The organism is Oceanivirga salmonicida (assembly GCF_001517915.1).
Lineage (GTDB): Bacteria > Fusobacteriota > Fusobacteriia > Fusobacteriales > Leptotrichiaceae > Oceanivirga > Oceanivirga salmonicida.
The window spans coordinates 1-15,217 of sequence record NZ_LOQI01000038.1; the positions used below are offsets into that span (position 1 = coordinate 1).

Sequence of the window (15,217 nt, forward strand, 5' to 3'; positions counted from 1 at the left end):
ATACTTTACAGTACCATAATATAAAAGGAGGAATTTTTATGAGTTGTAGAGCTGTCTTATTTTCTTTAAATGAAGAAGAGGTAAATAAAATTAAATTATGTAAAAATGATATAGAAAGATTAAATTATTTACAAGAAGATATAGAGGAAACATATTTTGAAAAATTTCCAACAAGAGTTTCTGAATTAGATAAATCTTGGGATGGTTTACACAGAAGTTTAACAGATGGAAGGTATGCATATAATAATGGAGAATATCCATTAAATCATGTTATACTTGGTGGAGAAAGTCTTTATCAACAAGATGATTATATTATGATTTTAAAGACACCCGCACAAGTTAAAGACATTGCAAAAGCAATTGAAGAAATTTCAAAACTTGAATTAAGAAAAGGTTATGATAAAATTCCTTTAGATGATGAAGATTATTCTGAATTTTTATCTGAAGAAGATTTTCAATATACATGGGAATGGTTTGAATATTCAAAAAAATTTTGGAGACTTGCTGCCAAGGAAAATAGATATGTATTATTCACAGTAGACCAATAAAAAATACAACTAAACTTATGTTATTGAATCAACGATTTTCTAATTAAAAGAATAGAAAAATAATAAATATATAAAATACCTTAAATTTTAAAAGATTTAAGGTAATTTTTTTTTGAAAAATAAGTGGTATTATGGTATAATTCACAGGTAATGGGGTGTGAAATGAAAAGTTATGAAGATATATTAGAATATTATAAAATAAAAAATGAATTAGTTGATTTTTCTTATCTTACTAAAACTAAGGAAAAGTTCATTGATCTTAATATATATAAGAAAAAAGAAGAGTTAGAATACGAATTATCATGTTTAGAAGAATTAATAGATTTCTATAAGTATGATACTGGTTTTGATGTACAAGAAATAAAAGATATTTCTAGACAATTAAAATCATTAGAAGTTTTGGGTTCATACTTAGAAGTAGATGATATTTTAAATATTAAAATCACCTTAGCATTATACAGAAAGTCTAAGAGTAGAGCAAAAGTATGTAGAGATAAATATAAAAAAATATGGAACATATTTTCAAATGATATAGAAACTAAGGAATTAGAACAAATCATAGACGAGGTTATTGATGATAAAGGTGAAATAAAAGATGATGCTAATTTAGCAATAAGAGATATTAGAAAACAAAAAAAAGTTATAAACTTAAATATTAAAGACAAAATTGAAAATATTTTTAATGATACTAACTTATCTAATGCAATCGCAGAAAAAATAATAACTACAAGAAATGATAGATATGTTATTAATGTTAAAACTGATTTTAAGGGTTTAATAAAAGGTATAGAACATGATAGATCAAGAGCAGGAAATTCAGTATATATAGAACCTTTAACTATTGTATCTCTTAATAATAAGATAAGAGAATATGAATCAAAAGAAAGAGAAGAAATAAGAAGAATTTTAATTAGGGTAAGTGAATACTTAAGAAATAATAAAGATATATTAGAAAATGTTTTTGCAATTAATCAAAAATTAGATTTTTTAAATGCAAAAGTAATGTTTAGTTTGAAATATGATTGTAATATTCCAAAGATTTCTAATAAACCTTTACTTTATTTAAAAGACGCTAGACACCCATTATTAAAAAAAGAAGAAGTTGTAGCACTTAATTTTAGTTTAAGTGATAATGAAAGATTAATGTTAATTACAGGACCAAATACTGGGGGTAAAACAGTTACTTTAAAGGTTGCAGGTTTACTTACTTTAATGGCTTTGTCTGGGTTAGCAATACCTGCTCATGAGAAGTCTGAGATAGGAATGTTTGATAGAGTTTTAGCTGATATAGGCGATGAGCAAAGTATAGAGCAAAATTTATCATCATTTTCATCACATGTAAGTTCAATAGCACATGTTATTGATACTTGTACTTCTAAAAGTTTAGTATTATTAGATGAGTTAGGTTCAGGAACAGATCCTACTGAGGGTTCTGCATTTGCAATGGCTATAATAGACTATTTAACTTCAATGAAATGTTATGGAATTATAACAACACATTATAGTGAAGTTAAGGCACATGCATTTGAAAATCAAAATATAAAAAGTGCATCTATGGAATTTGATATTAAAACATTAAAACCAACATATAAACTTATAGAGGGTATACCTGGCGAAAGTAATGCACTAATAATTGCTAAAAATTATGGTATAAACGATGAAATTATTGAAAATGCTAAGTCATATATAAGTGAAGATAATAAAAAAGTAGAAAAAATGTTGCTTGCAATAAAAGAAAAAAATGATTTATTAGAAAAGCAAAATTTAGAAGTTGAAAATTTAAAATTAAATCTAAATAATTTAAAAGAAGAATATAATGCAAAATTAATTGAAATAGAAAATGAAAAGGAAAAAATAATTTCTGATAGCATAAGTAAAGCAGATGAATATATTAAAAATATGCAGGCTAAGGCCAAGGCATTAGTTGATAAAATAAATATAGAAGATGCAAATAAGGAAAGTGCAAAAAATATACAAAGAAATATTAATATGCTATATAATTCTATAATAGAGGATAAGAAAAAAGTTAATAAAAAGAAAAAAATCACAAGCAATGATATTGATTTTAAGGTTGGAGATGAAATTTTTGTAAGCTCACTTAATAGAAATGCTAAAATATTAAAAATTATTGAAAATAAGGCTTCTTTACAGGTACAAGCAGGTATTTTAAAACTATTGGTTCCTATAAGTGAAGCAAAAAAAATAAAAAAACAAAATAATACTAACAAAGGTTATACAAGTTTTAGTAGAACTGAATCTAAGGCTCAGCTAGATGTAAGGGGTAAATTTGCAAATGATGCAATACATGAGATAGAGACATTTTTAGATAGTGCTACTTTATCTGGTTATACATTAGTATATATAGTTCATGGAAAAGGAACTATGGTATTAAGACAAAAAATAAGAGAGTATTTAAATACTTCACCTTATGTTTTAGAATTTAAAGATGCACCACAAAATGAGGGTGGGCATGGTTGTACCATAGTATCACTTAAATAGGGGGAAATATGAAATTATATAATACATTAACGAATAAATTGGAAGAATTTATACCAATAGATAAGAATATGGTAAAAATGTATGTATGTGGACCTACTGTATATAACTATATACATATAGGGAATACAAGACCAATAGTAGTTTTTGATGTATTGGCAAGATATTTGAAATATACTGGCTACAATGTAAAGTATGTTCAAAATTTTACTGATATAGATGATAAAATAATAAAAAAAGCCAATGAAGATAGTATAAGTATAGAAAAAGTAACTACTAAATATATAAATGCATTTATGGAAGATACGTCTAAACTTAATTTATTAGATGATATAATTAGGCCTAAAGTAACAGATAATATGAATGAAATCATACAAATGATACAAAAATTAATAGATAATGGTTATGCTTATCAAAAAGATAAAGACGTTTTATTCTCAATTTCTAAATTTAAAGATTATGGGAAATTATCAAATCAAAAATTAGATGAGTTAAATTCTGGTGTTAGAATAGAAGTTGATAATAATAAAGAAAATGTATTTGATTTCGTACTGTGGAAAGCTCAAAAAGAAAATGAGCCATACTATGAGTCGCCTTTTGGACATGGAAGGCCAGGTTGGCATATAGAATGCAGTGCTATGATAAAAAAATACTTAGGAGATAATATAGATATACATGCTGGTGGTCAAGATTTAATATTTCCACACCATGAAAATGAAAGAGCACAATCAATTTGTGAAATGAATGAAAAAAGTTTTTTTGTGAAATATTGGTTACATAATGCATATGTAACATTAAATTCAGAAAAAATGAGTAAATCTACTGGTAATTTTATGTTACTAAGAGAAGCATTGGAAAAATTTGATGGAAATGTTATAAGATATTTTATACTTACAAGTCATTATAGAAAAAGCCAAAATTTTAGTATAGATGAATTAGAAAATTCTAAAAAAACTTTAAATAATATAAATAAAAATTTAATTAAATTTAGTGAATATAAAGGAGATAATCATTGTATAGATATAGAAAATGATAATGAATTATCTAATATTATCAAAGAATTTGAAAAAGAATTTATTAATGCATTAGAAGATGATTTAAATACACCAAAGGCATTATCAACAATATCTATTGCAATAAATAAAACGAATAAATTATTAAATAAAGATAGTGGACTAAACTATAATTTAATGGCCATAACTATAAAAAAATATTTAGAAGAAATATTGGGAGTAAAAATGTTAGAAAAAGAAGTAGATGATAATACTGAAAAAATTGTTGAAATATTGCTTAATGTAAGAGATAAACTAAGAGAAACTAAAAATTATGAATTATCTGATTATATTAGAGATGAATTAAATAAATTAAATATAAATATAAATGATAAGAAGAAGGGGTAAAATGGGAATTTTTAAATTTTTAAGAATATTGAGAGTAAAAAAGAGTATATCTATTGATTTAGGGACTGCTAATATTCTTATATACGACAAACAAAGAAAAAAGATAGTTCTAAATGAACCGTCAGTTGTGGCACTAGACAAAAAGACTAAAAAAGTTATAGCAGTTGGAACAGAAGCAAGACAAATGCTTGGGAAAACTCCTGATAGTATCTTAGCCATAAAACCATTAAAAGAAGGAGTAATTGCAGATTTAGATGTAACTCAACAGATGCTAAATCATTTTATCAAGAAAATATATGGATATGGACTATTCAAGCCAGAAGTTATGATATGTGTTCCATTAGAAGTAAGTTCTGTTGAAAGAAAAGCATTATTTGATGCAGTATATGGGGCTAAAAAAATATATATAATTGAGGAAGGTAGAGCAGCGATAATAGGTTCTGGAATTGATATAACTAAACCAAGTGGAAACATGGTAGTTGATATAGGTGGTGGATCTACTGATGTGGCTATTTTATCACTTAATGAAGTAATATCATCTAAATCACTAAAAATAGCTGGAAATACTTTTGATGATGATATAATAAAATATATAAAAAATAAGTATAATCTTTTAATAGGAGAAAGAGCAGCAGAAAGAATTAAAAAAACATTAGGAACAGCCATCGTAGTTAAAGACCCTAAAATTATGGAAGTAAAAGGTTTAAATTTAACTATTGGTTCGCCTGCTAGTGTAGAAATAAATGAAAATGAAGTTTATGAAGCAATAAAAAATTCATTATTTAAAATTGTTAGTGCTACTAAAGAAGTATTGGAAAAATGTCCACCTGAATTAGCCGCAGACATATTAGATAATGGTATAGTTATGACTGGTGGAGGTTCACTTATTCAGAATTTCACAACTTTATTAGAAGAACAAGTTAAAGTAAAAGTATTTCTATCAAAAAATCCACTAGATTCTGTGGTATTAGGTGGAGGATATGCATTTGATAATAAAAAGTTATTGCATACATTACAAATGAAAGAAAATTAATGGAAAAAATGAATAATACAACTATATTACTATATTCAGATGCAAGAATAGATTTGAAAAAATATGCATATGAATATACAATAGATATATTTAAAAATAAAGAAATTGAATATGTTGAACAAGATGTTATATATCTTGAAAACATAAAAATATCTGATTGTCGTGAAATAGTAGAAAAAGCAATAGAAAGTTCATATAAAGGTCTTAAAGTATTTATATTAAACTTAAATGGTATTAGAAATGAGGCAAGTAATTCTTTACTAAAAATCATAGAAGAACCGCCAAGAGATACCATATTTTTGCTGTTATCAAATAATAAAGATAGTATACTAGATACTATTTTATCAAGATGTATAAAAAAATATATAAAACCTAAAACTTCAACTATTAATAATTATATATATGAAATTTTTGATGGAAATATTGAATACATTAATGAATATGAGAGTAGTGATATAGAAATTTCAAATTATGAAATTAATAATTTTGATGATACTTTGGAAGCAATAGAACAATATTACAAAACTGATAAAAATATATATACTTTTTTAAAATTTAAATTTGCTTTAAAATATTTAATAATGGAAGTTAAATTTGAAAGTAGTAAAAATAAAATGACTTTTATACAAAATATAATTGATAAAATATCAAATGATAGGGAAATAACATTAGAGTTATTAAATAAATTAACTTTATTAGTTAGTTTTAAAGTTAGTAAAAAAGTATATGAAATATTAGTAAATTTGAAAAATAGTATAAAAAATAATACTAATGTTAGAGCAATAATATATATGTATTTATGCATAATATTAGAGGAGGTATAATGTATAAAACACTAATTAGTGATTTAGATGGAACTTTATTAGATGCTAACCATGATATAAGTGACGATTCTATATCTTTATTAAAAAGATTAAATGATAAAGGTGTAGAAATTATTTTAGCAACTGGTAGAAACTATATTGACGCAAGAAGAATAAAAGATAAATTAGATTTTGAAATAGATATAATTACATCAAATGGGGCAGAAATAATAACAAAAAATGGAGAATTTTTATTTAAAGTTTTATTGAACAAGGATATAATTGAAAATTTAATTGAAATAGACTTTAAAAAATATTCTGATGAAATATATATGAATTTTATTGAAGATGATGATTGGGTATGTATTGAAAAATACCCAGAAAATCACCCTATTTTAAATTGGACTAGTGATGAATGGAATTATAATATTAAAAATATGAATAATCTTAATTTAAAAAATATAATAAAAATATTTTTTGTAGGTCCTAATGATAAATTAAAAACATTATTAGAGGAAGTTAAAGCCATAATAGGGAATGAAGCAAATTATGCATTTACATTGCCCACTTGTTTAGAAATATTTCCTAATGGAATAAATAAAGCCAATGCAATAAAGAGATTAAATTTAGATTTTAATAATGCAGTTGCTTTTGGAGATGGATTTAATGATTTAGAAATGTTAAGATTAGTAAAAAAAGCATATTTAATGGGAAATGCTTCATACGAATTAAGAGAAATATTACACGATATAGAAGTTATAAAGCCCAATACTGAAAATGGTATGCAAGAAAAGCTAAAAGAAATTTTTGGAGTTGATTAATATGGCAATAGGAATTTTTGACTCAGGTGTAGGTGGGTTGACAGTTTTAAAAGAATTAAAGAAAAAATATCCAAATAATCAATTTATTTATTTTGGAGACTTAGGGAACTTCCCATATGGAAAAAAAACAAATGATGAAATAATAAAATATTCAAAGAATATTACTGAATTTATGTTGAGTAAGAATATAAAAGATATAGTAATTGCATGTAATACTGCAACTGCCATTGCTTATGATATTTTGAAAAAAGAATATAGTGATATAAATTTTTATGGTATTATTGATTCTGTTTGTGAACAGATTAAAAGTAATAATATAACTGTAATAGGAACTAATGCGACCGTTAGGTCTAATATATATAAAAATAGATTATTAGATAAGGTAAAATACCAAATTGCAGCACCTAAATTAGTTGAATATGCTGAAAGAGTTAACAAAAATGGTGTAGAAGAAATTATAAAAGAATATATAAGTGCTGATTTAGTTGAAAAAACTGATATATTATTGGCATGTACTCATTTTCCATTACTTAATGAAAAAATTAAGAAAGTATATCCTAATATTAATTTAATAGATCCTGCAATTTATTTAGCCAATACTATAAATTTTGAAACTACTTATAAAGAACAACAAGATATATTTTATACCTCAGGAGAATTAGAATATTTTAAAATACAATTAAAAAATATTCTTGGAAAGGAGAATATAGATGTACGAGTACATAAATGGAATACTAACTGTTAAAAATTTAGAATACGTATGCATTGATATAATGGGCTTAGGTTATTTAATATATATACCTTTCAAAACTCATGAGAAGTTAGTTAATATAAATGAAAAAGAAAAATTATATATTTACACTAATGTTAAAGAGGATGACATAAGATTGTATGGTTTTAAAACAAAAGATGAAAGAGATATATTTGTTAAAACAATTTCAGTTAGCGGTGTAGGACCTAAAATTGCATTATCTATACTATCAGTATTTACACCTTCAGAAATAGCAGGTATAGTTAAGTCAGATGAATACAAGATACTATCAAAAGTACCTGGTTTAGGTGTTAAAAAAGCACAAAAATTAATCATTGAACTAAAAGATAAATTAAATGATTTTGAAGTAGATACATTAGGATTTGAAGTTCATATAATTAAGAATGAATTGAAATTAGCATTAGAATCATTAGGTTATAATAAAATAAAAATTGAAGATTATATTAGTGATGATGAAATTAAAACAATTAATAATAGTGGTATACTTATGAAAGAAATTTTAAAGAAAATCAGTAACAAAAAATAAATTAGAATTGTTAGAATATTTAATGTGCTTTACAAAGGTTCATATAAAATATATAATATTAAATAAAAAGATTAGGAGAGAATATGTTATATAAATTTACATACTTTGAATTATCACATATAAATGCTTTAATACTTTACTTTATAGTGGGAGTAATAATTATAGGATTACCATTTTTTATAAGAGATTTAGAAAAAACTATATATACTAAATGCATAGGTTATTTTATAATAATTTTAAAATCATTTGATATATTTTATAGAGTATACTTTGAAAAACATCATATAAAAGACGTTTGGCCATTACATTTATGTAATATAGCAGTCATATTGGCAGGAATATATCTAATAACTAAGAAAAATATTATATTTAATTTGGTATATTTTTACTATACAGGTGCAATATTAGCAGTTATATTACCTGGTTTAGATTATTTATATACTAAAACTTATGTGTATATATTTATAGGTACACATATGCTAGAAATAATAGCAGTACTATATGCATTAATACATTTAGATGCGAGAGTAACTAAAAAAGGATTAAAATTATCATTAGGAGTGTATTTAATAATTAGTATATTGATAAGATTATTAAACAATACTATAGGAACAAATTATATGTTCCTAAATGATTATATATTACCAGCAGTTTCATTTATAAAACCGCTAAATTTATACGCAATTTTACTTACAGCATTATTTATGTTATCAATGCTAATTACATATATACCATTTATGTATTCAGATAATGACGAAATAGAAGAAAAAATAATAGGTTAGGTTTTGTCCTAACTATTTTACTATAAATAGGAGAGCAACTATGAAAAATTTAGTAATATTAGGCAATTTTGATGGAGTGCATATAGGGCATCAAAATTTAATTAGTAGTGCAGTAGAATATGCTAGAAAGAATAATTTAAGACCTATAGTATACACATTTTCAACTTTATCAAAAAATAAAGAATTTTTAACAACAATAAATCAAAGGAAAGAATTAATATATAATTTAGGTGTTGATGAAGTTATAATTGATGATTTTGATAGGGTAAAAATGTATACTGCAAAAGAATTTGTAGAGAAAATATTAAAAAAAGAATTAAATGCCAAAGTAGTATTTTGTGGTTATAATTATAAATTTGCATATATGAAAGAAGGAAATGTAGAAATTTTAAAAGACTTGATTGAGACAATAGTCTTTCCTGAATTTAGGCTAGAAAATGAATTAGTTTCAAGTAGTAAAATAAGAGAATTACTTTATATAGGCGATATTTATAATGCAAGTAAATTATTAGGTAGAAATTTAGAATATAGGGGAATTGTAGTAAAAGGTAGACAATTAGGGAGATTAATAGGTTTTCCTACTGCAAATATAAAAATAACTGAAAATAAAATTAGAATTCCTAATGGTGTATATGGTTCATATACTAAAATTGAAGGATATGAAAAAGAATTTTTAAGCATTACAAATATTGGTACTAATCCAACTATATCTGATAATAATGAACTTAACATAGAAACACATATATTGGATTTTAAAGATAATATTTATGATAAAAAAATTAAAGTTAGACTGTGTACTAAAATTAGAAATGAAGTAAAGTTTTCTACAATAGAAGATTTGAAAAAACAAATAAATATAGATACTAATAAATGGAGAATTGAAAATGTTAAATATAGTAATTAATGATTTTGAAGGTCCTCTTGACTTACTATTATACTTAGTCGAAAGTAAAAAAATGAATATAAGAGAGATAAGTATAAGTAAAATAATAGATGACTATATTGAAATTATAAATAATCAAGGTGAAGATAAATTTAAATTAAAAGTAGAATTTTTACAAATGGCATCATTACTTCTAGAGATAAAAGCTTTTTCTATACTAAGAGCAGATATAAAAAATAAAAAAGAAGAAGATTTAGAAAAAAGACTTATGGAATACAAAATATTCAAAGAGTTATCTGAAGAATTTTCAAAATCTGAAAATGAATATTTTAGAACTTATAGAAAGAAAGGTAATAAGGATTTTGCAAGTGAAATAATTGAGCATGATAATTCTATATTATCAATAGAAAGTTTGCAAAATGCTATTAATAATATATTTAGTAGATTAGATATGCCTAATAGAAATGCTATTAAATTAGAATTAGAAGAAGAATTTAGTGTAGAAGATGCATTAGAAGAAATTGATTTTTTTGGTGTCAATGAAAAAATAAGTTTTAGTTCCTTATTAAAAGGAAAATATAGTAGAGCAAGAATAGTTAGTTTTTTTATGGCTATACTTGAAAGTTATAAAGAAAATAAGATAGATATATTACTAGATAATGATGAATTTTATATTATAAAGGAGAAAAACTCAAATGTTTAAATCAGGAATATTAGTTATGATTATTAATATGATTAGTAGATTATTAGGACTTTTAAGAGAAGTTTTAATGGCTACTTTTTTTGGAAGTAATGCATATACTGACGCCTATTTTGCTAGTAGTAGAATATCAAATTTTTTCACAACCTTATTAAGTGATGGTTCAATGGGAACAGTTTTAATTCCTTTATACGCTGAAAAAAAAGAAAAAGAAGGTGTGCAAAGAGCAAATGAATTTGTACATACAATAATGACCTTATTATTTAATTTTAGTGTGATTGTTGCTTTGACAACTATGATTTTTTCTAAATCAATTTTATTATATTTAATTGGTTTTAAAGACCCACAAAGATTAGAAATGGCAAATTCTATGCTTAAAGTAATGTCATTTTATGTTGTGTTTATATCACTATCAGGTATTGTGGCAGCATATCTTAATAGTTATAAAAAATTCTTTATATCTGCCTTAGTTGGTGTTGCATTTAATTTTACATTAATAACTGGTTTAATTATTTCAAAAAGAACTATAGGTATATATGGTTTATCAATTACTTTTCTAATTTCAGGATTTATACAACTTGGAATACAATTACCAACATTTTTTAAAATAATTAAAAAAGTAAAATTTAACTTTAACTATAAAGATGAATATGTAAAATCATTTTTTAAATTAATGATACCAACACTTATAGGGTTATTCGCGTATCAAGTTAATGAAATAGTAAATACCAATTTTGCATCACATTTAAAAATAGGAACTATTAGTGCAATTAATTATGCTAGTAGACTATATTTATTACCAATAGGTGTATTTGCAATATCATTATCAACTGTAATATACCCTCATTTGGTAGAAGCAATAGTAAAAAAAGATAGCCAAAAAACTGAAAGAATGTTTGTAAGGGGAGTTAACTTATTAGCATTTTTAATTATACCTTGCGTGTTTGGACTATTTTTCTACTCAAGAGAAATAGTAAGTCTATTATTTGCATATGGTAAATTTAAAACACAAAATGTAATAATGACAAGTGAAATATTAAAATGTTATGCCTTAGGTTTAGTATTTTTCTCAACTAATCATATTTTAGCAAGAGTACACTATGCAAATAAGAATAGAGTATTACCTGTAATAGCTTCATTTATTGCAATAGGAATAAATATTACATTAGCATATATTTTATATCAAAAATATGCGCATATTGGTTTAACAACAGCAACAGTAATATCTGCATCAATAAATTATTTAATATTATTTGTATCTATAAAAAAACAATATATTGATTTTAAAGTGATAAAACATATAACATTTTTACTAAAAGTCATAATTGCTTCAGCAATATGCATATATGTATCAAATAATTTTTCAAACATTATTCTAAAAATATTAGTATTCATGATAATATATGCAATAATTTGGGTTTATCCTTATTATAAGAATAGATTAGAAATGTTTGATTAGGTGTTAGTATGAAAAATAAATTTGAAATGAAAATATCTGACAAACAGAAATGATATTTGAAGTTTTATCAGTTGAAGGAATGAAATTAAATGACATAAATACTATTGTTAATTTAAAAAATGCTTGGTATTTTGTTATTGATAATGTTGAATATGCACCTATAGATTTTAAATATATATCACAAGTTCATAGAGAAATTGCAAATTATAATTTAATATTAAATCCAGGAGAAATAAGAATATTTCCTGTAAGTATGGGCGGAACAAATTGGAAGCCTAATATGCCTAATAAAGATGAAATAGATGAAAATTTAGATATAATAAATAAAATTGAGAATGCTACAGACAAAGCATTAACTATGATGCTGTATCTAATGAGAACTCAAATATTTTCTGATGGAAATAAAAGAGTTGCAACATTAATAGCAAATCAAATTTTAATACAAAATGGAGCTGGAATTTTATCTATACCTGTTGAATGTTTACAAGAATTTAGAAGTAAAATAATAAAATATTATGAAACAAATAATATGGATGAAATAAAACAATTTCTATATGGTAATTGTATAGATGGTATAAAATTATAAGGAGAATTTGTGAAAATATAAAATAAAGAAATTATTAGATAAAGAATAAATTTTCTTACAATAATTACACTTATAATAGAACTATTGTGATTATTAATTTTCTATTTATTTAAAGAGTAAACTTACAAAGTAAAATTACTCTTTTTATTTTCTTTAAAAAAAGTCATTTCTTTGCTATAATATGAATAAGGGAATTTAAAAAATAGGAGGTTTAAATGTTCAAAATACTATGTTTAGATGGTGGTGGAGCAAGAGGTTATTTTTCAGCATACATGCTAAAAAAAATTGAAGAAGAATTTGATATAAAAATACATGAATATTTTGACCTTATAGTTGGAACGAGTACAGGTGCATTAATATCTGGCGGAATAGGACTTGGTTTAGAGTTAGATGAAATAGTAAATCTATATAAATATGAAAAACATAGAATATTCCAAAAGAAAAATTTTAATATAGGTGTATTTTCAAGCATTTATACTAATGAAAATTTAAAAAATTTAATAAATGAAAAATATGGAAATAATAGTTTTGAAAATTTAAAAACTAATCTTATAATAGCATCTACTGATATAACAGATAAAAAACCAAAAATTTTTAAATCTTGGAAAGAAACTAAAATTAGTTTAAAAGAAGCGGTACTTTGTTCAAGTTCAGCACCAACATATTTTGATCCAGTAAAAATTGGTAATAAATATTATGCAGATGGCTGTTTTTGGGCAAATAATCCAAGTATCTTAGCATTATCGGAAGCATTATCTGAAAAATCATTTAATAAGAATATTGAAGAAATAAAAATATTATCAATAGGAACAGGTAGAAATATGATTAAATTTGATGTAACTAATACTAAAAATTGGGGTATACTAACTTGGGTTAAAGATATAAGTAAGATTATGATAGATAGTAGTGTATATGCTAATGATACAATGTTAAATAGAATATTAAATAATAGATATTTAAGAATAGATTTTGAATTAAATGAAGTTATGAATATGACAGATATACCAAATAGTATTTTATATAATGCTGATGATATATTTGAAAATTATAGAGAAGATATTAGAAAATTTTTGGAATTTGATAATAAAAAATCATTGATAAAACAAGAAGTAAAATATAATTTTATTCAAAGATTTGTTAAAAAAATCTTTAAAATATAGGAGAAACAATGGGAGTAACATTATATAGAAAATATAGACCTAAAAACTTTGAAGAAGTTTATGGTCAAGAACACATAAAAAAATCAATAATAAATGCATTAAATGAAAATAAAATTGCACATGCATATTTATTTAATGGACCACGTGGTACGGGAAAAACGACTGTTGCTAGAATAATAGCAAGGGGAGTAAACTGTCTTACAAATGGAATAAGTGCTAATCCATGTTTAGAATGTAATAATTGTGTTAGTATAACTAATGGTTCTAATATGGACATTATTGAGATAGATGCTGCATCTAATAGGGGTATAGATGAAATAAGAATTTTAAAAGAAAATATAAATTATCAACCTGTAAATTCAAGAAAAAAAGTATATATAATAGATGAGGTGCATATGTTAACTAATGAAGCATTTAATGCTTTATTAAAAACATTAGAAGAACCACCAGAACATGCTATGTTTATTTTAGCAACTACTGAAATACATAAATTACCAGATACAATTATTTCTAGGTGTATATGCTATAATTTTGGAACATTATCTAATCAAGAAATAAAAGATATGCTTTTAAATTCTTTAAATAAAGAAAATGTAGTTATGGATGAAGAAAGTCTAGAATTAATATTTAAAAAATCTGGTGGTAGTGCAAGAGATTCATTATCTTTATTAGAACAAGTAATTAGTTCATATTATAACGAAGAAATTGATTATGTCAAAACTGCAAGAGCATTGGGAGTAATTGAAAAAGTATATTTTGAAAATTTTAATAAATTGTTAAAGGAAAAAGAAAAAAAAGAAATTATTGATTTTATAAACGATATTTATAGAAATGGTATACCAATAGATGTATTTTTAAAAGATTTTTGTGATTATTTAAGAAATAATGAAAATGATTTAGAATATACTATACGAACTATTACCAATATATATAATACTGTTAATAATTTTAAAAATGAAGAAGATATGCGTATAGTATCATATATAATAGTATATGAGTTATTAGATAAAGTTAGTACAGTTAAAATTAGTGAAGTTAAAGAAACTAAAAAAAGTAATAATATTGAAACTAAAATAGATTTTGAATATGCTGATTTTTTAGAGTATTTATTAAATAATAAGCAAGTTTTTTATAATAATGTATTGCTAAATTTTGAATTTATAAAGTCAGAGGATTATAAAATATATTTAAAGCAAAAAAATAATAGAAGTGAAGCAAGAGCAGTTATAGAAAATGAAATAAGTTGAT

The 15,217-nt window shown here is 23.6% G+C and carries 15 protein-coding genes; all 15 read left to right on the forward strand.

What is annotated here, in order from left to right:
* Nucleotides 1–38 precede the first annotated feature (38 nt).
* The gene (locus tag AWT72_RS05350) at nt 39–548 is read left to right on the forward strand and encodes a YfbM family protein (RefSeq protein WP_197407616.1); all 510 of its coding nucleotides are present in this window, start codon (nt 39–41) and stop codon (nt 546–548) included.
* A 162-nt stretch (nt 549–710) separates the two neighbouring features.
* A complete protein-coding gene (locus AWT72_RS05355) occupies nt 711–3,047 on the forward strand; it encodes an endonuclease MutS2 (RefSeq protein WP_067141961.1) in 2,337 nt (778 codons plus the stop codon).
* 8 nt (nt 3,048–3,055) lie between these two features.
* Nucleotides 3,056–4,444 carry a cysteine--tRNA ligase gene (gene cysS, locus AWT72_RS05360; RefSeq protein ID WP_067141964.1) on the forward strand — a complete coding sequence of 463 codons (1,389 nt, stop codon included), beginning with the start codon at nt 3,056–3,058 and terminating at the stop codon, nt 4,442–4,444.
* Nucleotide 4,445: 1 nt separating this feature from the next.
* Nucleotides 4,446–5,477 (forward strand): rod shape-determining protein, encoded by a 1,032-nt coding sequence (locus AWT72_RS05365; protein WP_067141967.1) that lies wholly within the window; start codon nt 4,446–4,448, stop codon nt 5,475–5,477.
* Nucleotides 5,477–6,301, forward strand: a complete 825-nt coding sequence (locus AWT72_RS05370; RefSeq protein ID WP_067141969.1) for a DNA polymerase III delta subunit-related protein — start codon at nt 5,477–5,479, stop codon at nt 6,299–6,301. Before AWT72_RS05365 ends, AWT72_RS05370 begins: the two co-directional genes overlap by 1 nt.
* On the forward strand, nt 6,301–7,101 hold the full coding sequence (locus tag AWT72_RS05375) for a Cof-type HAD-IIB family hydrolase (protein ID WP_067141972.1): 801 nt from the start codon (nt 6,301–6,303) through the stop codon (nt 7,099–7,101). The genes AWT72_RS05370 and AWT72_RS05375 overlap by 1 nt, the downstream gene beginning before the upstream one ends.
* A gap of 1 nt (nt 7,102) precedes the next feature.
* A complete protein-coding gene (gene murI / locus AWT72_RS05380; protein ID WP_067141975.1) occupies nt 7,103–7,846 on the forward strand; it encodes a glutamate racemase in 744 nt (247 codons plus the stop codon).
* The gene (ruvA, locus tag AWT72_RS05385) at nt 7,812–8,399 is read left to right on the forward strand and encodes a Holliday junction branch migration protein RuvA (RefSeq protein WP_067141978.1); all 588 of its coding nucleotides are present in this window, start codon (nt 7,812–7,814) and stop codon (nt 8,397–8,399) included. The genes murI and ruvA overlap by 35 nt, the downstream gene beginning before the upstream one ends.
* Before the next feature lie 83 nt (nt 8,400–8,482).
* Nucleotides 8,483–9,181 (forward strand): YwaF family protein, encoded by a 699-nt coding sequence (locus AWT72_RS05390; RefSeq protein ID WP_067141981.1) that lies wholly within the window; start codon nt 8,483–8,485, stop codon nt 9,179–9,181.
* 40 nt (nt 9,182–9,221) lie between these two features.
* On the forward strand, nt 9,222–10,085 hold the full coding sequence (ribF, locus tag AWT72_RS05395; RefSeq protein WP_067141984.1) for a riboflavin biosynthesis protein RibF: 864 nt from the start codon (nt 9,222–9,224) through the stop codon (nt 10,083–10,085).
* On the forward strand, nt 10,066–10,767 hold the full coding sequence (locus AWT72_RS05400; protein ID WP_067141988.1) for a segregation and condensation protein A: 702 nt from the start codon (nt 10,066–10,068) through the stop codon (nt 10,765–10,767). Before ribF ends, AWT72_RS05400 begins: the two co-directional genes overlap by 20 nt.
* Nucleotides 10,760–12,223 (forward strand): murein biosynthesis integral membrane protein MurJ, encoded by a 1,464-nt coding sequence (murJ, locus tag AWT72_RS05405; RefSeq protein WP_067141991.1) that lies wholly within the window; start codon nt 10,760–10,762, stop codon nt 12,221–12,223. Before AWT72_RS05400 ends, murJ begins: the two co-directional genes overlap by 8 nt.
* Before the next feature lie 49 nt (nt 12,224–12,272).
* Complete coding sequence (locus AWT72_RS05410) at nt 12,273–12,809, forward strand: Fic family protein (protein ID WP_067141994.1); 537 nt, start codon at nt 12,273–12,275, stop codon at nt 12,807–12,809.
* Nucleotides 12,810–13,024: 215 nt separating this feature from the next.
* Entirely contained in the window at nt 13,025–13,969 is a 945-nt protein-coding gene (locus AWT72_RS05415; RefSeq protein WP_067141997.1) for a CBASS cGAMP-activated phospholipase, read from the forward strand.
* An 8-nt stretch (nt 13,970–13,977) separates the two neighbouring features.
* Nucleotides 13,978–15,216, forward strand: a complete 1,239-nt coding sequence (dnaX, locus tag AWT72_RS05420) for a DNA polymerase III subunit gamma/tau (RefSeq protein ID WP_067142000.1) — start codon at nt 13,978–13,980, stop codon at nt 15,214–15,216.
* Nucleotide 15,217 lies beyond the last annotated feature (1 nt).